An 18487-nucleotide genomic window follows, 5' to 3' on the forward strand; every position below is an offset into this window, starting at 1 on the left:
TTCGCCAACGTACAGAGATCGCTGAAGAGGGGGAGGCAGCGGTGCACAGCGAAGCACATACGACGAGCGGACCGCCTGTCAAGGCTCCGTCATGTCCGGCTGCCTGGCGCAACCCCCGCCCGGTGGCACTCATCGGCGACTCTCGTCGTGGGGCTCGATGAAACGTTCATCCGACGCCGACCCGGTTCATGACGCCCCTCAGGTCCCCTGCAGGCGAACCGGTTCGGATGACCGGGTCACTGAGATGAGAAGAGGCGCTGCTGGATCTCTCTACGGTAGTCGTCGAGGGTGTTGTCGATGTGCGTGGCCGCGGCCTGGGCGGCCGCTTCCGGGTCGCCGGCGCGGATGGCCTGGTAGATGGCGTCGTGCTCCTCGACGGCCTTGGCGGCGTGCCCGCCCACAGAGCCGCGGAGCCCGATGATGCTGGACTGCGCCTGCAGCCTGCGGGCCTCGCGCACCGTCACCTGGAGGAACATGTTGTGCGCCGCCGTGGCGATGGCGGTGTGAAAGGTGTCGTCGCCCTTGTTGAACAGGTCTTCCTGTCCGGTCTCGAAGCCATGGCGGCACAGGCTGGCCGCCTCCTCGATGGCCCGCAGCTCCGCGGGGGTGGCGCGACGGGCGGCCAGCCTGCTGGTCTCCATCTCCTGTGCCCGGCGGAACTCGAAGAGCATGTAGACGTGGTCGAGGTCGGTCGGGAGGAAGAAGGAAGCCCAGCGTCCGGTGCCGAACATCCCCTCGTCGTCGGCCACGTACAGGCCGCGACCCTTCTGGGCGCGGACCCGGCCGAGCGCCGAGAGGATCTTCACCGCCTCGCGCACCACCGTGCGGCTGGTGCCCAGTTGCCGGGCCAGGTCGATCTCGGTCGGCATGCGGTCGCCCGGACGCAGGCCGAGCCGGACGATCAGTTGCAGTACCTGCTCGGCCGCCACCTCGTAGCCCGGCCGGTATCCGCTCTCGCGCGGGGTGTCGGTCACCGTGCTTCCTCCTCGCCGTTCCCCTGCAAAGTATGACTGATGAGGGTGTCCCTCCGGAGCAGGCATGGTGCCGATGAGTACGACACATATGAACGGTTCATGCGAAAGCAAGCAGCGCGGCGTACGCCATGACGGGACATCACCGCTGCTGAAGGCGTGAAAGCGGCAAACTTCGGCTGGGCTTTCGGTGTGAGGATGGTGAAATAAGCAGGCTTAAAGTCTTGACGGGCCTTGATACTCACAACGTAATAAGAAGCGATGTCCCTCAGAGGGGCGTCACCTGTCTGCGCAGCAGGGCGTGATCCGGCTACACCCGTACCCCCCGAAGGAACCACCGTGCAGTCATCTTCGCCCGTCCCGACGCTGAGACCGATCCTGATCGGCATCGTCGCGGCACTGGCCACGGCGTTCGCCCTCGTCGCCCCCGCCACTCCGGCCCTCGCGGCCACCACGACCCTGTACGCGTCACCCACCGGCACCGGCACCGCCTGCACGTCCGCCCAGCCGTGCTCGCTGTCCGCGGCCCAGACGGCGGTACGTTCGCTGAACGGCGCGATGTCCGGTGACATCGTCGTGGAACTGGCCGACGGGGTGTACCGGCTCTCCGCGCCCCTCCGGCTGACCGCCGCCGACTCCGGGGACAACGGCTACTCCGTCAAATGGCAGGCCGCGGCGGACGCCCATCCCGTCATCAGCGGAGCCAGGGCGGTCACCGGATGGACCGTGGCCGATTCAGGGAGGAACATCTGGCGTGCCGACGTCGGCTCGGGAATCGAGACCCGGCAGCTGTACGTCGACGGCGCCCTCGCCACGCGCGCGCGTACGACCGTGAACCGGTCGGACTTCACCGCGACCAGCACCGGCCTGAGGTTCGGCAACAGCGCGCTGAGCTATCTGAACAACCTGGCCAACCAGAACCGGGTCGAGATGGAGAGCGTGGGCTCGTTCACGGACCGCTACGTGAGGGTGCAGGGCATCAGCGGGAATTTCATCACGATGCAGCAGCCCGGCTGGAACAACAACACCTTCGGGTACGACACCTTCACGCAGCCGCACCGGGCGGGTCCGCTGTACCTGGAGAACGCCTACGAGTTCCTGGACGCGCCGGGGGAGTGGTACATCGACCCCGGCACCGGCGTCCTGTACTACATCCCGGCCGCCGGGCAGAACATGAACAGCATCAGCGTCGAGCTGCCGATCCTCCAGTCCCTGGTGAACGTCGGGGGCACGTACGACGCGCCCGCGCACCACATCACGTTCAGCGGGATCACCTTCACCGGCACGAGCTGGCTCGGCCCCAGCAGCAACCAGGGCTACGCGGACCAGCAGACCGGCGCCTACATCGCGGGTGACTGGAACTGGCCCTCCGACAGGCTGACCTCCTGCCAGGAGGGGTGCCGGCAGTTCGAGGCCGCGCGGCCGCACTGGTACCAGATGCCCGCCGCCGTGCAGGTCTCCGCGGCCGACAGCATCACCTTCGCCGACTCCCGGTTCGTCAACCTGGGGCAGACGGCCATCGGCATCGGCAACGACGCCAACGCCCACGCCAGCGGCGTCGGCCTGGGGGCCAGCAACATCACGGTGACCCGGTCGGAGATCGCCCACAGCTCCGCGGGCGGCATCGTGGTCGGCGGCGTGCGCGCCGACGCGCATCACCCCGGCGACCAGCGGATGGTCAACCGGAACATCACCATCAGCGGCAACCGCATCCACGACCTGGGCCTGGACTACCGGGGCAGCGTCTCGGTCCTGACCACGTACGTCACGAACACCGACGTGTCACACAACGAGGTCTACAACCTGCCGTACACCGGCATGTCGATCGGCTACGGCTGGGGCGCCAACGAGCCCGGCGGCAGCAACCAGTACGCCAACCGCGGCCTGTACGACTACCAGCCGCGGTACACGACGCCCACCACCGCGTCCGGCAACAAGCTCATCGGCAACTACGTGCACGACGTCATGCGGCAGATGACCGACGGCGGGTGCATCTACACGCTGTCCTGGAACCCGAACGCGCTGATCAGCGACAACCACTGCCTGCGGACCAACGGCTGGTTCGGCATCTATTTCGACGAGGGCTCCAAGTACTACACCGTCAGGAACAACGTCCTGTCCGACGTCGGCACCTGGGCCACCGCCAACTACTGGGGCGGCGAGAACATGGGGAACTTCACCGTCACCGGCAACTGGTCGACCAACGGCAGCACCAACGTGACCAACGGCGACCGCGGCAACGTGGTGAACAACAATGTCACCGTCACCAACGGCGCCTGGCCCGCCGGCGCCCAGGCCGTGATGGCGTCCGCCGGCCCGCAGGGCCAGTCTTCGGGGAGCACGAGCGCGCTGCGGGGTGTGGGGTCGGGGCGGTGCCTGGACGTCAACGGCGCCTCGCAGGCCAACGGGGCGCAGGTGCAGATCTGGGACTGCAACGGGCAGTCCAACCAGCAGTGGACCGCGACGAGTTCGGGTGAGCTGCGGGTGTACGGCGGCAAGTGCCTGGACGTGAACGGCGCGGCCACGGCCGACGGCACCAGCGTGATCATCTGGGACTGCAACGGCCAGAACAACCAGAAGTGGCGCCTCAACTCCGACGGCACCATCACCGCGGTCGGCGCGAACAAGTGCCTGGACGTGTCCGGATACGGCACAGCCAACGGCACCAAAGTGCACATCTGGACCTGCCACGGCGGCACCAACCAGCAATGGACCCGCACCTGACCCCGTCCGGCGACGCGCCCCCGGCGCCCCGCTCCCGGGAACGGAGAAGCGGGCCTCCTTCGCTCGAATCGATTCGACAGCAGAGGAACACTCATGTCCCGACGTCCGTGGCTCACTTTGCTGACCACGATGGCGCTGATCGCTTCCGGAGCACTCACGCTCAACGCCTCCCCGGCGTACGCCCTCACCATCCCCGCGGCCGACTACCAGCAGGTTTCTCTCGCGTCGGGAGGCTCCGAGCTGGGCGAGGCGATGTCGCTGGCCGTGATGCCGAACCGGTCGGTGGTGCACACGGCGCGCGACGGCACGGTGCGCGTCACCGATGTCAACGGCAACACGAAGGTGGCCGGCAGGCTCAACGTCTACAGCCACGACGAGGAGGGCCTGCAGGGCGTGGCGGTGGACCCCGGCTTCGCGTCCAACCGGTACATCTGGCTCTACTACTCGCCGCGGCTGAGCACGCCGAACGGTGATGCGCCACGCAGCGGCTCGCAGGAGCAGTTCGACCAGTGGAAAGGCGAGCTGCACCTGTCCCGGTTCATCCTGAAGTCGGATGACACTCTCGACATGTCCAGCGAGAAGGTGGTCCTGCGGGTTCCGAACGACCGCGGCCAGTGCTGTCACGTGGGCGGTGACATCGACTTCGACGCCGCCGGAAACCTCTATCTGACCACCGGCGACGACAGCAACCCGTTCGAGTCGAGCGGCTACTCCCCGCTGGACGAGCGGAGCGACCGCAACCCGCAGTTCGACGCCCAGCGCTCGGCCGGCAACACCAACGACCTGCGCGGCAAGCTCCTGCGCATCAAGCCGCAGCCCGACGGCACCTACACGATTCCCAGCGGCAACCTGTTCCCGCCGGGGACGGCGAAGACCCGGCCGGAGATCTACGCGATGGGCTTCCGCAACCCGTTCCGGATGAGCGTGGACAAGGCGACCGGCGTCGTCTACCTCGGCGACTACGGGCCGGACGCGGGCGTGACCAACACCAACCGGGGGCCGAGCGGGCAGGTGGAGTTCGACCGCATCACCGGTCCGGGCAACTACGGATGGCCGTACTGCACGGGCACGAACACCACCAGCGAGACCTACAACGAATGGAACTTCGCCACCAACAGCACCGGTCCGAAGTACAACTGCTCGGGCGGCCCCACCAACAACTCCTTCCGTAACACCGGCCTGACCACGCTGCCCCCGGCGCAGCCGGCGTGGATCCGGTACGCGGGAGACGCCGGGAGCCCGCCGGAGTTCGGCTCCGGGTCGGAGTCGCCGATGGGCGGTCCGGTCTACCGTTACGACGCGAATGTGAACTCGCCCGTCAAATTCCCCCAAGCGCTCGACGGGCGGTTCTTCGCCGGTGAGTACGGCCGGCGGTGGATCAAGGCGATCGAGGTCAGATCCGACGGCGGCTACGGGGAGATCTCGGCGTTCCCCTGGTCGGGGACGCAGGTGATGGACATGGCCTTCGGACCTGACGGGGCCCTGTACGTCCTCGACTACGGCGACGGCAACAACAACCAGGCGCTGTACCGCATCGAGTACATCGGCGACGCCAACCGCAATCCGATCGCCAAGGCGTCCGCCGACAGGACGTCGGGACCGGCTCCGCTGACGGTGAACTTCTCCTCGGCGGGCAGTTCCGATCCCGAGGGCGGCGCGCTGACGTACTCGTGGAACTTCGGCGACGGCACCACCTCCACGGCGGCGAATCCGAGCAAGACCTACACCACGAACGGCGCCTACACCGCGACGCTCACGGTCCGGGACCCGCAGGGCCTCACCGGCACGGCGAATGTGATCGTGAACGTCGGCAACACCGCGCCGACGGTCACCCTCACCACCCCGGCCGACGGGCAGCTGTTCTCCTTCGGCGACACCGTGCCCTTCCAGGTCACCGTCAGCGACCCGGAGGACGGGACGATCGACTGCACCGGGGTCACCGTCGCCTACTTCCTCGGCCACGACAGCCACCGCCACCAGATCACCTCCAAGACCGGCTGCTCGGGCTCCATCTCGGTGCCGGTGGACGGCGAGCATGACGCCGCGGCCAACATCTACGGCGTCTTCGAGGCCTCCTTCACCGACCAGGGCGGTCTGACCTCCACAAGCTCCCGTACGCTGCAGCCGCGGCACCGGCAGGCCGAGCACTTCGGCGCCCAGCAGGGCGTCCAGACGGCAGAGCACACCGGCGCGGAAGGCGGCGAGACGGTCGGCTTCACCGACGACGGCGACTGGATCTCCTTCCAGCCGTACACCCTGGGCAACGCGACGCGGATCACCGCTCGGGTCTCCTCGGCCGGCGCGGGCGGCCGGATCGAGGTACGGGCGGGCTCGGCGACGGGCGCGCTGCTCGGAACGGTGAGCGTGGCGAGCACCGGCAGCTGGGACACCTTCACCGACGTCTCGGCGAGCCTCAGCGGCGCGCCGGCCGGCACGACGGCTCTGTATCTCGTCTTCCGCGGCCCGACCGGGCAGGGTTACCTGTTCGACGTGGACGCCTTCACGCTCGACACCGGAACCCCGCCCTCGGACGGCGCGAGCGCCTTCAAGGGTGTGGGGTCGGGGCGGTGCCTGGACGTCAACGGCGCCTCGCAGGCGAACGGGGCGCAGGTGCAGATCTGGGACTGCAACGGGCGGTCCAACCAGCAGTGGACCTCCACCAGCGCCGGTGAGCTGCGGGTGTACGGCACCAAGTGCCTGGATGTGAACGGCGCGGGCACGGCCGACGGCACCAGCGTGATCATCTGGGACTGCAACGGTCAGAACAACCAGAAGTGGCGCCTCAACTCCGACGGCACCATCACCGCGGTCGGCGCGAACAAGTGCCTGGACGTCACCGGCGCCGGAACCGCCAACGGCACCAAGGTGGTCATCTGGACCTGCGCCGGCGGCACCAACCAGCAGTGGACCCGCGTCTGAAAGGACACCCATGCTGCGACATCTCACCCCCGCCGCGCTCGGGCGCATTGCCGGGAGCGTCCGGAAGGCATCCGTGCTGCGACGCCTGTCGGTGACCGCGGTGGCGATCACTGCCGCCGCGGCGATGATCCCCGCCGTCCCCGCCCATGCCGCCGCCTTCAAGGTGCTGGTGTTCTCCAAGACGGCCGGGTTCCGGCACGACTCGATCCCCAGCGGGATCCAGGCCATCCGCGACCTCGGGACCGCCAACGACTTCGCCGTCGACGCCACCGAGGACTCGAACGCCTTCAGCACGGCCAACCTGGCCCAGTACAAGGCGGTGGTGTTCCTCAGCACCACGGGTGACGTGCTGAACGACAACCAGCAGGCCGCCTTCCAGGCGTACGTGGACGGCGGGGGCGGGTACGTGGGGGTGCATTCCGCCGCGGACACCGAGTACAACTGGCCGTACTACGGGCAGCTGATGGGGGCCTGGTTCAACAACCATCCGGCGATCCAGCAGGCCACCGTGCGGAACGAGGACCGGGCGCACGCCGCGACCGCTCACCTCGGGACGACCTGGTCACGTACCGACGAGTGGTACAACTACCGCACCAACCCCCGCCCGAACGTCCGGGTGCTGCAGAGCCTGGACGAGGGCAGCTACAGCGGCGGCGGCATGGGCGACCACCCGATCACCTGGTGCCACCCCCAGTCCTCCGGCCGCTCCTTCTACACCGGCCTGGGCCACACCCAGGAGTCGTACGCCGATCCGGACTTCCGCTCGCTGCTGCTCGGCGGAATCCGGTACGCGGCCAAGGCCGCCAACGCCGACTGCCGCCCGGAGAACGGGTACACGGCGTTGTACAACGGCTCGACGACGGGCTGGTCGCAGGCCGGGCCGGGATCATTCGCCAACAGCGACGCCACGCTGACCTCCCAGGGCGGCATGGGCATGCTGTGGTACGACGCCAAGGAGTTCGGCTCCTACTCCCTCAAGCTCGACTGGAAGCTGACCGGCGACTCCAACTCCGGCGTGATCGTCGGGTTCCCGGCCACCGCCGACCCTGACGCGGCGCTCGACACAGGGTATGAGGTGCAGATCGACGCGACCGACACCTCGGACAGGACGACCGGGGCGATCTACGGGTTCAAGTCCGCCGACATCGCCGCCCGCGACGCGGCGCTGAACCCGCCGGGCCAGTGGAACACGTATGAGCTGCTGGTGGAGGGCGAGCGGCTGCAGGTGTTCCTGAACGGCACCAGAATCAACGACTTCACCAACACCGATCCGGTCCGCTCGCTCCAGCAGGGCTACATCGGCATCCAGAACCACGGGTCCGGCGACGTGGTGTCGTTCCGCAACATCCGCGTCAAGGAACTGACCAGCACACCGGGCGGTGCGAGCGCGCTGCGGGGTGTGGGGTCGGGGCGGTGCCTGGACGTCAGCGGCGCCTCGCAGGCGAACGGGGCGCAGGTGCAGATCTGGGACTGCAACGGGCGGTCCAACCAGCAGTGGACCTCCACCAGCGCCGGTGAGTTGCGGGTGTACGGCGGCAAGTGCCTGGACGTGAACGGCGCGGCCACGGCCGACGGCACCAGCGTGATCATCTGGGACTGCAACGGCCAGAACAACCAGAAGTGGCGCCTCAACTCCGACGGCACCATCACCGCGGTCGGCGCGAACAAGTGCCTGGACGTGTCCGGGTACGGAACCGCCAACGGCACCAAGGTGCACATCTGGACCTGCCACGGCGGCACCAACCAGCAATGGACCCGCGTCTGAGGCGAATCGTCCATACTCCGGGGAGTGGCCAGGACGAGGTGCGCGGTCAGCGACCTCTCCTGGCCGGACCGGTCAGAAGATGTGCCCGGGGAAGCCGGGGGACTTTCCCACGCATCCCTGCGGGGTCGCGGCTCCCGCCCTGAGGGCCGCGGTGCCCACGACGGCAGTGGGTCGCCACGGATCCTCGTGCCCCGATAAGCCACACACCGAGCCTGTCCATGAAAGCTCCATCGTGTCGGGATTGCGGAAGACATCCGGTAGATAAGTCTCCGGGATGGTAAGAGCTATTTTTGCCGATGGTCAAGCATAAGAAGGCTTATCGTCGTCCTATCATCAGCCGCTTACGGCCATCACCGCCTGGACCGCCGTCTCGGGCGGAGGACTTTCGCGAGCACCCTAGCCGTCATACCGGCGATGCCGCGCGGTTGCCGGGCTCATCGCCCGATTACGTCGTGCGGATGCGGGCTTTTGCTTGACCATCGACATAAGCCCACTTAACATCCCGCAACATGAGGGCATAAGCCAGAATCTACCAACGGGCCTCATGATCACCCTCATGGCTGGGGAGACGGGAGGTGGATCGCGTGCTGAGCATGCGTGGCGTCGGCAAGAGCTTCCTGGGCGTTCGGGTGCTGTCCGGAGTGGACCTGGACGTGACAGCCGGCGAGGTCCACGCCGTCGTCGGCGAGAACGGCGCAGGCAAGTCCACCCTGATGAAGATCATTTGTGGGGTTCACGCGCCGGACGAGGGCACGATCGAGATGGACGGCCGCCCCGTCTCCTTCGGCCATCCGCTCGAGGCGCAGCGCTCGGGCATCGCGATCATCCACCAGGAGTTCAACCTGCTGCCCGAGCGCACCGTCGCCGAGAACGTCTTCCTCGGACGCGAGCCCGTCAGGCGCGACCCGGTCGGAAGGATGGTCGCCTGGTTGGCCGGCGGGATGGTCGATCGGGCCGCCATGGAGCAGGCGACCGCGCGCCTCCTCGACGAGCTGGGCGAGGACCCCTTCGCCCCCCGCGACGCCGTCAAGCGCCTGTCGGTGGCCCAGCAGCAGATCGTCGAGATCGTCAAGGCGTTGTCGGTGAACGCCCGGCTCGTCGTCATGGACGAGCCCAGCGCGGCGCTCGCCGAGCACGAGGTCGAGCTGCTCTACCGGCTGATCGGGCGGCTGAGGGAGCGCGGCGTGGCCGTCGTGTACATCTCCCACCGATTACGCGAGGTGTTCGACCTCGCCGACCGGGTCACCGTGCTCAAGGACGGCTCGCGCGTCACCACGCTGCCGATCGGCGAGGTGACCCCCGACGAGCTGATCCGCCTGATGGTCGGCCGCGACCTCGGAACCTACTTCCCGCCCCGCTCGGCGGGTGCCGGCGAGGTACGGCTCGGCCTGCGCGGAGCGGGCAACCACAAGCTCCGCGACATCGATCTGGAACTGCGCGCCGGGGAGATCGTCGGCATCGCGGGCCTGCAGGGGTCCGGTAGGTCCGAACTCGCCAAAGCCATCTTCGGCGCGGAGCCGTTCACCACGGGCGAGATGACCCCCTCGCGCCCGCGCTCGGTCCGGGAAGGCGTGGCCATGGGCATCGGGCTCGTGACCGAGGACCGCAAGGTCGAAGGGCTCGTCCTGCGCCAGTCCGTGCGCGACAACGCCCTGCTCGTCGCCCGCGCGGTGGGGGCCAAGGGTCGCAACGGCGTCCGCGACCTGCTCGAACGGGTACGCCTCACGCCTCCGCGCCAGGAACAGCAGGTCCGCTACCTGTCCGGAGGCAACCAGCAGAAGGTCGTGCTCGCCAAATGGATGACGATGGCGCCGCGGGTGCTGCTGTTCGACGAGCCGACCCGGGGCGTCGACGTCGGGGCCAAGGCAGCGATCCACGACCTCATGCGCGAACTCGCCAATGACGGCATGGCCATCATGATGATCTCGTCCGAGCTGCCCGAGCTCATCGGCATGAGCGATCGCGTCGTCGTCCTGCGGGACGGCCGCGTCGCCGGCACGCTGCCGGCCGGCAGCTCCGAAGAGGCCATCCTGCACCTGGCCGCGGGAGAGGTGGCCTGAATGAACCTGCTCGTGCGCGTCCGCCGTCCCGCCCCCCGCGGCGAGGCGAAAGGCGGCCTGGCAGCGCGATTACGCGAACCCACGCAGGTGGTGTTCCTCGCGCTGCTCGGCCTGATCGCGGTCGGCTGGGCCCTCGTCTCGCTCCATGGTGACCAGTTCCTCACCATGGAGAGCGTCGTCGGGATCCAGCAGCGCTCGGCAGCCCTCGGCATCGTGGCGATCGGGCAGACGCTGGCGATCCTGGCCGGGTCGCTCGACCTGTCCGTGGCGTACCTGATCAGCCTGGCCTCGCTGGTCGCGGCGGAGACCATGGCGGGACAGGACGGGAACATCGTGCCCGCCGTCGCCGCGACGCTGGCCGTCTGCGCGCTGGTGGGGCTGGTCAACGGGCTGGTCATCACCAGGCTCCACGTCCACGCCTTCATCGCCACGCTCGGCGTCGCACTGATCATCAAGGGCATCGTCGACCATCTGTACGACGGCCCGGCGGGCAAGGTGCCGGAGTCCTTCCAGCTCCTCGGCTACTCCCGCATCGGGCCGATCCCCGTCTCGGCCATGCTCTGGGCAGGGGTCGCCGTCGTGGCCTGGTTCCTGCTGAGCAGGACCCGGCTGGGATACCGGATCCACGCGGTGGGCGGGAACGTGGAGGTCGCCCGGCTGTCGGGGATCCGCACGGGCCGGGTCATCGTGATCACCCACGTGCTCTGCTCCGTCTGCGCCGGCATCGCCGGCCTGCTGCTGGCCGGCAGGCTCGGGGCGGGGGCGCCCACGGTCGGCACCGACGGCGGCTACGACCTGGAGTCCATCGCCGCGGTCGTGCTCGGCGGGACCGCGCTGGCCGGAGGCAAGGGCGGGGTCGCCGGGACCGTGGGCGGGGTCCTGCTGCTGGCCGTCCTGGACACCATCTTCAACCAGCTCGAGGTCAACTCCTTCGCCAAGGACGTGGTCCGCGGCGTGGTCATCGTCACCGCAGTGGCCGTCTACGCCCGGCGCGGAACAAGGCGGTCGGTATGAAGCAGGCACTTCCCATCCTCGCTGTCCTCGCGGTGCTGCTGGCCGCGATCGCGGTCGCCAACCCCTTCTTCCTGGAGCCCGCCGGGTTCCTGGCGTTCCTCAAACGGGCCGCGCCGCTGGTGATCCTCGCCGCGGGACAGTACTTCGTCATCGTCTCCGGCGAGTTCGACCTGTCGGTCGGCTCTCTGGTGACGGCGGAAGTCGTGATCGCCGCGCGCCTCATCGACGGCGACGAGTCGGCCACCTGGCCGGTCCTCGCCCTGCTGCTCGTCATCGGGCTCTTCGTCGGACTGGTCAACGGCGTGGTCACCACCAAGCTGCGGGTGCCGTCGTTCATCGTGACGCTCGGCATGCTGCTCGTCCTCAGCGGGGCGGTCTTCCTCTGGACCGGCGGCGCGCCGCGTGGCGCGCTCTCCGAAAGCTTCCGGACGTTCGGCCGCGGCGGCATCGGGCCGCTGCCGTGGTCGGTGCTGATCCTGCTGGCCGTGGGCGCGGCAGTGATCGTCCTCATGCGCGCCGATTTCGGCAAGACTCTCATCGCCACCGGTGACAACGAGCGTGCCGCGGCACTGTCCGGGGTCCGGGTCGACCGGGCCAGAATCGTCGCCTTCATGCTCTCCGGTCTGGCCGCGGCAGTCGCGGCGATCCTGCTCGGCGGTTTCGCCGGGGTCTCGGCACAGGCGGGCCAGGGACTGGAGTTCTCCGCCATCACCGCGGTCGTCCTCGGCGGCGTGGTGCTCGGCGGCGGCCGCGGCTCCGTGCCGGCCGCCATGGCCGGAGCCTTCACGCTGGAGGCGCTGTTCACCCTGCTCAACCTGTACGGGATCTCGGGGGCGCTGGAGTTCACCGTGCAGGGCGTCATCATCATCGCCGCGGTCGCGGCGGGAGCCATCCGACTTCCCCGGAAGTTCACCCCCCGAAGAGGAGACGCACATGCAGCGTCATAAGGCCGCAGCCGCCGCTTTCGCCGCGCTCGTGCTCGCCGGCTGCACCACCGACAAGCCGGCGGCCACGACCCAGCCCGCGGCGCCCGCCGCGAGTGCTCAGGAATCGGGCACGGAGGCACAGGATTCCGGTACGGGGGCACAGTCGAAGTTCTTCGTGCAGGCGGACTTCGACGCCCAGCTGGCCATGCGCTCCCAGACACCGGAAGGCCCCGCGGACAAGCCCTGGGAGCAGGCCATCGCCCCGAAGATGATCGACACGGCGACATACAAGAAGGAGGGGCCGTACCACCTGTGCTTCTCCAACGCGGCGGTCAACAACCCCTGGCGCCAGGTCGGCTGGAAGACGATGCAGGCCGAGGTCGGCCTGCACAAGGAGATCGGGAAGTTCACCGCACTGGATGCCGAGGGCAAGGACGACAAGCAGATCTCCGACATCGCGGAGCTGCAGGTCAAGGGCTGCGACGCGCTGATCGTCTCGCCCAACACCACGGCCACGCTCACCCCCGCCGTGACGGCGGCCTGCGGCGAGGTGCCCGTCATCGTGTTCGACCGGGGCGTGGAGACGGACTGCCCGGTGACGTTCATCAAGCCCATCGGCGGCTACGCCTTCGGTGCCGACGCCGCCGAGTTCCTGGTCGAGAAGGTGCCGGCGGGCGGCAAGGTGCTGGCACTGCGCATCCTGCCCGGCGTGGACGTGCTGGAGACCCGTTGGTCGGCGGCGAAGGTGGTCTTCGACAGGAGCGGGCTTCAGGTGGTGGGGGTGGAGTTCACCGACGGCGACGCCGCCAAGACCAAGAGCATAGTGAGCGACTACATCCAGCGGCACGGCAAGATCGACGGCGTCTGGATGGACTCGGGCGCCACGGCGGTGGCGGCGATCGAGGCGTTCGAGGACGCGGGCGTGCCGGTGCCGCCGATCAACGGTGAGGACCAGCAGGACTTCCTGCAGAAGTGGAAGGACTCCAACCTCACCGCCGTCGCGCCCACGTACCCGACCTACCAGTGGCGCACCCCGATCATCGCGGCGCTGAAGATCCTCAAGGGCGAGGAGGTGCCCGAGACGTGGAACCTGCCGCAGCCGAAGGTCACCAGTGAGAACCTGTCGACCTACCTCAAGCCCAACATGCCGCCGCTGCACTACGCGCTGTGCGGTTGCGAGGACCTGCCGGGGTTCCCCGAGGCCTGGGGCGGGAAGAAGGGCTGATCGGCTCCTTCCGCCAACCGACGACGAAGAGGGATGCCATGTTCTCCATCGGCGTGAACACCTGGGTCTGGGTCTCCCCGCTGACCGACGACGCCCTGGCGCGGCTCGCGCCCCGCATCGCGGGGTGGGGCTTCGACGTCATCGAGCTGCCCGTCGAGCAGCCCGGCGACTGGGACCCGGTGAAGGCGGCGGCGGTGCTGGCCGAGCACGGTCTGGCGGCGTCCGTGGTGCTGGTCATGCCGCCGGGGCGCGAGCTCGTGGCCGCCTCCCCGGAGACCGTCCGCGACACCCAGGACTATCTGCGGCACTGCGTCGACGTGGCGGCGACCGTCGGCTCGCCGGTGATCGGGGGGCCGGCGTACTCCTCGGTCGGCCGTACGTGGCGGTTGTCACCGGACGAGCGCCGGGACATCTACACCGAGCTGCGTGAGCACCTGCGGCCTGTCCTGGACCACGCGGCCGAGCGCGGGGTGAAGCTCGCGGTCGAGCCGCTCAACCGGTATGAGACCAGCCTCCTCAACACCGTCGAGCAGGCGCTGGAGGCGCTGCCCGAGGATTGCCACCTGGCACTGGACACCTACCACATGAACATCGAGGAGAAGGACCCCGCCCGGGCGGTGCGGGTCGCGGCGGAACGGATCGCGCACGTGCAGGTGTGCGGCACCGATCGCGGCACGCCGGGGGCCGACCGCTTCGACTGGCCTGGCTTCACCCGGGCCCTGCGCGACGTCGGCTATCGAGGGCCGCTCGTCATCGAGTCCTTCACCGCGCACAACCGGACCATCGCCACCGCGGCCTCCATCTGGCGGCCCCTCGCGGAGAGCCAGGACGCGCTCGCCGTGGACGGCCTCGCCTATATGCGCACCCTCTGACGGTGAGCGGGCGGCAGCCGGCCATGAAAGTTTCATACTTATCTGCGCCCGGATTATCCGGCCGTAGAGCGGATCCTCGCCCGGTCGAGTAACGGTGAGAGAGCGTACCACCGGGGAGGCTCCACCTGACATGGGCGATTACCGGTAAGGGCAGGTAGGCGCTCACCGCAGTGGAAAGAAAAGAGGTCTCTGATGTGCTGGATAAGCATGCTTGACATGCCTGTTAAGCCCGACCTATTTTCGTTCCGAATCGATTCGATATCTGTCGCATGGTCAGGCCCGGCCGCCCGGACTCGATGGGCGGCCACACGCTGAAGACGGTCGGCATCGGCGGGACGACGCGTGCCTTCCCACCCTTCCACCCCGTCCGTTGCCGGTAACCCCCCAGGAGATCCTTCATGCGAACATCACGCCTGCTTCCCGCCCTCGCCGCAGTCTTATTAGGGCTGTGGCTGTCCGCGGTGCCGCTGGTGGCGCACGCGGCCGCTCCGCAGTTCAAGGTGCTGCTGTTCTCCAAGACCGCGAGCGGTGCATACCGGCACGACTCCATCTCCGCCGGTATCGCGATGTTCCAGCAGATGGCGGCCGACAACGACTTCCAGCTCGACCAGAGCGAAGACTCCGCCGTCTTCACGACCTCGACCCTGAACACCTACGACGCGGTGATCATGTTCCAGACCAGCGGCATGGTGTGGGACAACGACGCGCAGCGTCAGGCCTTGCAGGCGTACGTGCGCAGCGGCCACGGCGTCGTCGCGATTCACAACGCCACCGACATGAACATCGAGTCGCAGTTCCCCTGGTGGGACCAGGTCGTCCTGGCCGGCGCGCACATGACCGCGCATTCGGCGGTCCTGCAGGGCACCGCCAAGGTGGCCGACAAGGTCCACCCTTCCACGGAGGGGCTGCCGGACCGGTGGGTGCGCACGGAGGAGTGGTACAACTTCGACAAGAACATGCGGGGCTCGGTCCACGTCCTGGTGACCGCGGACGAGACCACCTATGACGCCGGGTCCAACAGGATGGGCGCCGATCACCCGATCTCCTGGTGCCACAACCCGGAGGGCGGCCGGGTGTGGGCCACCGCGATGGGCCACCAGGCGTCCTCCTATTCGGAGCCGCTCTTCCAGCAGCACCTGCTGGGCGGGGTGAAGTGGGCGGCGGGCGCGGCGCAGGGCGACTGCGGCGGCACGGTCGCGGCCCGGTTCCAGAAGGTGACCCTCGACGGCGCGCCTGACCAGCCGATGGAACTCGACGTGGCCGCCGACGGCAGGGTCTTCTACATCTCGCGGTCGGGCAAGGTCAACCTGATCCCCGCCGACGGCGGGGGCACGCGCGTCATCGGCACCCTGTCGGTGTACGACGGCGGCGAGGACGGTGGCATCGGGTTGGCGCTGGACCCGGACTTCACCACCAACGGCTGGATCTACATCAACTACTCGCCGTCCAACGGCGGTGAGGTCAACCGGGTATCGAGGTTCACCTTCAACGGCACCGGTCTCGACCTGTCGAGTGAGAAGAAGGTGATCGAGGTTCCGGCGTACCGCAACGTCGACGAGCCCGGCCACACCGGCGGCTACCTCGCGTTCGGTCCGGGCGGCAACCTGTACATCGGCCCGGGTGACGACACCAACCCCAACGGGTCCAGCGGCTACGCCCCGATCGACGAGCGTCAGGGCCGGGAACATTTCGACGCCCAGCGGTCCGCGGCCAACACCAACGACCTGCGCGGCAAGATCCTGCGCATCCACCCCGAATCCGACGGCACCTACACGATTCCGTCCGGCAACCTGTTCGCGCCCGGCACGGCCAAGACGCGGCCGGAAATCTACGCGATGGGTTTCCGCAACCCGTTCCGCTTCTCGGTCGACAAGGTGACGGGGTGGATCTCGCTGGGTGACTACGGCCCTGACGCCGGCGCCGCGAATTCCAACCGCGGTCCCGAGGGCACCGTCGAGTGGAACCTGATCAAGCAGCCGGGCTTCTACGGCTGGCCGTACTGCGTCGGCAACAACATCCCGTTCAACGACTTCAATTTCGCCACCAACACCTCCGGCGCGAAGTTCAACTGCTCGGCGCCGGTCAACAACTCGCCCAACAACACCGGCCTGACCAATCTGCCCGCGGCCAAGCCCGCGACCGTGTGGTACAACTACCACGCCTCGGCCGAGTTCCCCGAGATCGACTGCTGCGGCGGTGCCGCCCCGATGGGCGGCCCCTTCTACCGCTACGACGGCGACAGCGACTCCGACCGCAAGTTCCCCGAGTACTTCGACGGCACGCCGTTGCTCTATGAATGGAGCCGCAACTTCGTCAAGGAACTCCGCCTGGACTCCTCGGGCAACCTCCTGAAGATCAACCCCTTGGCGGCACAGCTCACCCCGCATGCGCCGATCGACATGAAGTTCGGCTCGGACGGCGCCCTGTACATGGCCGACTGGGGCAACGGCTTCGGCCACGCGAACACCGATGACAGCGTCTACCGGATCGACTACGTGGCCGGGAACCGGGCGCCCCTGGCCAAGGCGAGCGCCGACCCCGACTCGGGCACGCCGCCGCTGACGGTGGCGTTCTCCTCGGCCGGCTCGTCCGACCCCGACGGCGACGCGATCACCTACGCGTGGGACTTCGGCGACGGCGGGACCTCCACCAGCGCGAACCCGTCCCACACCTACGACACCAACGGGACGTACACGGCCACACTGACCGTACGGGACTCCGGCGGGAAGACCGGCAGCGTCACGCTGTCCATCGTGGTCGGCAACACCCGTCCCGAGGTCGCCTTCTCGGCTCCGCCCGACGGCGGGTTCTTCGACTTCGGCGACGAGGTGGACTACACGGTGAACGTCACCGACCCCGAGGACGGCACCGCCGACTGCACCAAGGTCAACGTGATCACCGCGCTCGGCCATGACCAGCACGCCCACGACACCGGCCAGTACACCGGTTGTTCCGGGACGGTCACGACCACCGCCTCCGGCCATGACGAGGCCGCCAACGTCTACTACGCCCTGTCCGCCGACTACACCGACAACGGCGGACTGAAGGGTAGCGCCGGCATCACCCTGCAGCCCAAGCACAAGCAGGCCGAGCACTTCACCGGCTCGTCCGGGATCCGGGTCATCGAGGAGAGCGGAGCCGAAGGCGGCAGGCGCATCGGCGACATCTCCAACAACGACTGGATCTCCTTCAGCCCGATCAACCTGTCCGGGATCGACACGGTGTCCTTCCGGGTCTCGGCCCCATCCAACACTGGAGGATCCATCGAACTGCACGCCGACTCGCCGACAGGGGCTCTCATCGCCTCCGGCTCCGTGCCGGCGACCGGAGGATGGAACACCTACGTGTCCCTGCCCGCGGTTCAGGTCACCGATCCCGGTGGCACCCACAACGTCTACGTCGTGTTCAAGGCGCCTTCCGCGAACTCGTTCGACATGGACTCGTTCACCGTCATCGGCCAGGGCGTCGGGCAGGGCGACGGCTCGTCCCCGGGCAGCACGACCGCGCTGCGGGGTGTGGGATCGAACCGCTGCCTCGACGGAGGCTCGCAGACGAACGGCACACAGGTCCAGATCTGGGATTGCAACGGGCAATCCAACCAGCAGTGGACGTCGACCGACGCGGGTGAGCTGCGCGTGAACGGCAAGTGCCTGGACGTGAACGGAGCCGGAACGGCGGACGGTACCGGCGTGATCATCTGGGACTGCAACGGGCAGAACAACCAGAAGTGGCGGTTGAACTCCGACGGCAGCATCACCGCCGTCGGAGCGAACAAGTGCCTGGACGTCAACGGCGCCGGCACCGCCAACGGCACCAAGGTGCAGATCTGGCCGTGCAACGGCCAGAACAACCAGAAGTGGAACCGCGTCTGAACGCCATATGACACCCAGCCCCGGAGCCGGCCCGCACTCCTGCGGCAGCTCCGGGGCCTGGACGTCGTGAGCGTCATTGCCGTGACGGGCTCTACGGCCCTCGGCCTGAGCCGCGAGGCGCGGTGCAGCGAAGGAGGCG

General features: G+C 68.3%; 10 protein-coding genes. 9 read left to right on the forward strand and 1 reads right to left on the reverse strand.

Annotated elements, in window-relative coordinates; translation table 11 throughout:
- Positions 1-236: 236 nt before the first annotated feature.
- On the reverse strand, positions 237-974 hold the full coding sequence (locus FH608_RS18725) for a FadR/GntR family transcriptional regulator (RefSeq protein ID WP_226899667.1): 738 nt from the start codon (positions 972-974) through the stop codon (positions 237-239).
- Between the two features lie 336 nt (positions 975-1310).
- Here FH608_RS18725 and FH608_RS18730 point away from each other — a divergent pair, with 336 nt between their 5' ends.
- From FH608_RS18730 to FH608_RS18770, 9 genes are all read left to right on the forward strand, one after another.
- Positions 1311-3695 (forward strand): RICIN domain-containing protein, encoded by a 2385-nt coding sequence (locus FH608_RS18730; protein WP_226899668.1) that lies wholly within the window; start codon positions 1311-1313, stop codon positions 3693-3695.
- A gap of 93 nt (positions 3696-3788) precedes the next feature.
- Entirely contained in the window at positions 3789-6614 is a 2826-nt protein-coding gene (locus FH608_RS18735) for a lectin (protein WP_139631822.1), read from the forward strand.
- A 10-nt stretch (positions 6615-6624) separates the two neighbouring features.
- A complete protein-coding gene (locus tag FH608_RS18740) occupies positions 6625-8379 on the forward strand; it encodes a ThuA domain-containing protein (protein ID WP_139631823.1) in 1755 nt (584 codons plus the stop codon).
- Between the two features lie 593 nt (positions 8380-8972).
- Positions 8973-10439 (forward strand): sugar ABC transporter ATP-binding protein, encoded by a 1467-nt coding sequence (locus FH608_RS18745; RefSeq protein WP_193318509.1) that lies wholly within the window; start codon positions 8973-8975, stop codon positions 10437-10439.
- Positions 10440-11453 carry an ABC transporter permease gene (locus FH608_RS18750; RefSeq protein ID WP_139631825.1) on the forward strand — a complete coding sequence of 338 codons (1014 nt, stop codon included), beginning with the start codon at positions 10440-10442 and terminating at the stop codon, positions 11451-11453.
- Positions 11450-12400, forward strand: a complete 951-nt coding sequence (locus FH608_RS18755) for an ABC transporter permease (RefSeq protein ID WP_139631826.1) — start codon at positions 11450-11452, stop codon at positions 12398-12400. The genes FH608_RS18750 and FH608_RS18755 overlap by 4 nt, the downstream gene beginning before the upstream one ends.
- Complete coding sequence (locus tag FH608_RS18760) at positions 12387-13604, forward strand: ABC transporter substrate-binding protein (protein ID WP_139631827.1); 1218 nt, start codon at positions 12387-12389, stop codon at positions 13602-13604. The genes FH608_RS18755 and FH608_RS18760 overlap by 14 nt, the downstream gene beginning before the upstream one ends.
- Positions 13605-13642: 38 nt before the next feature.
- A complete protein-coding gene (locus tag FH608_RS18765; RefSeq protein WP_139631828.1) occupies positions 13643-14476 on the forward strand; it encodes a sugar phosphate isomerase/epimerase family protein in 834 nt (277 codons plus the stop codon).
- Between the two features lie 398 nt (positions 14477-14874).
- Positions 14875-18348 (forward strand): ThuA domain-containing protein, encoded by a 3474-nt coding sequence (locus FH608_RS18770; RefSeq protein ID WP_139631829.1) that lies wholly within the window; start codon positions 14875-14877, stop codon positions 18346-18348.
- Positions 18349-18487 lie beyond the last annotated feature (139 nt).

The organism is Nonomuraea phyllanthi, from assembly GCF_006334985.2.
Taxonomy (GTDB): Bacteria; Actinomycetota; Actinomycetes; order Streptosporangiales; family Streptosporangiaceae; genus Nonomuraea; species Nonomuraea phyllanthi.

Bases quoted from the DNA above. Each gene is read 5' to 3' on its own strand.
- FH608_RS18765 (WP_139631828.1), top strand. From the start codon at position 13,643: ATGTTCTCCATCGGCGTGAACACCTGGGTCTGGGTCTCCCCGCTGACC.
- FH608_RS18770 (WP_139631829.1), top strand. From the start codon at position 14,875: ATGCGAACATCACGCCTGCTTCCCGCCCTCGCCGCAGTCTTATTAGGG.
- FH608_RS18735 (WP_139631822.1), top strand. From the start codon at position 3,789: ATGTCCCGACGTCCGTGGCTCACTTTGCTGACCACGATGGCGCTGATC.
- FH608_RS18745 (WP_193318509.1), top strand. From the start codon at position 8,973: ATGCGTGGCGTCGGCAAGAGCTTCCTGGGCGTTCGGGTGCTGTCCGGA.
- FH608_RS18750 (WP_139631825.1), top strand. From the start codon at position 10,440: ATGAACCTGCTCGTGCGCGTCCGCCGTCCCGCCCCCCGCGGCGAGGCG.
- FH608_RS18755 (WP_139631826.1), top strand. From the start codon at position 11,450: ATGAAGCAGGCACTTCCCATCCTCGCTGTCCTCGCGGTGCTGCTGGCC.
- FH608_RS18740 (WP_139631823.1), top strand. From the start codon at position 6,625: ATGCTGCGACATCTCACCCCCGCCGCGCTCGGGCGCATTGCCGGGAGC.
- FH608_RS18760 (WP_139631827.1), top strand. From the start codon at position 12,387: ATGCAGCGTCATAAGGCCGCAGCCGCCGCTTTCGCCGCGCTCGTGCTC.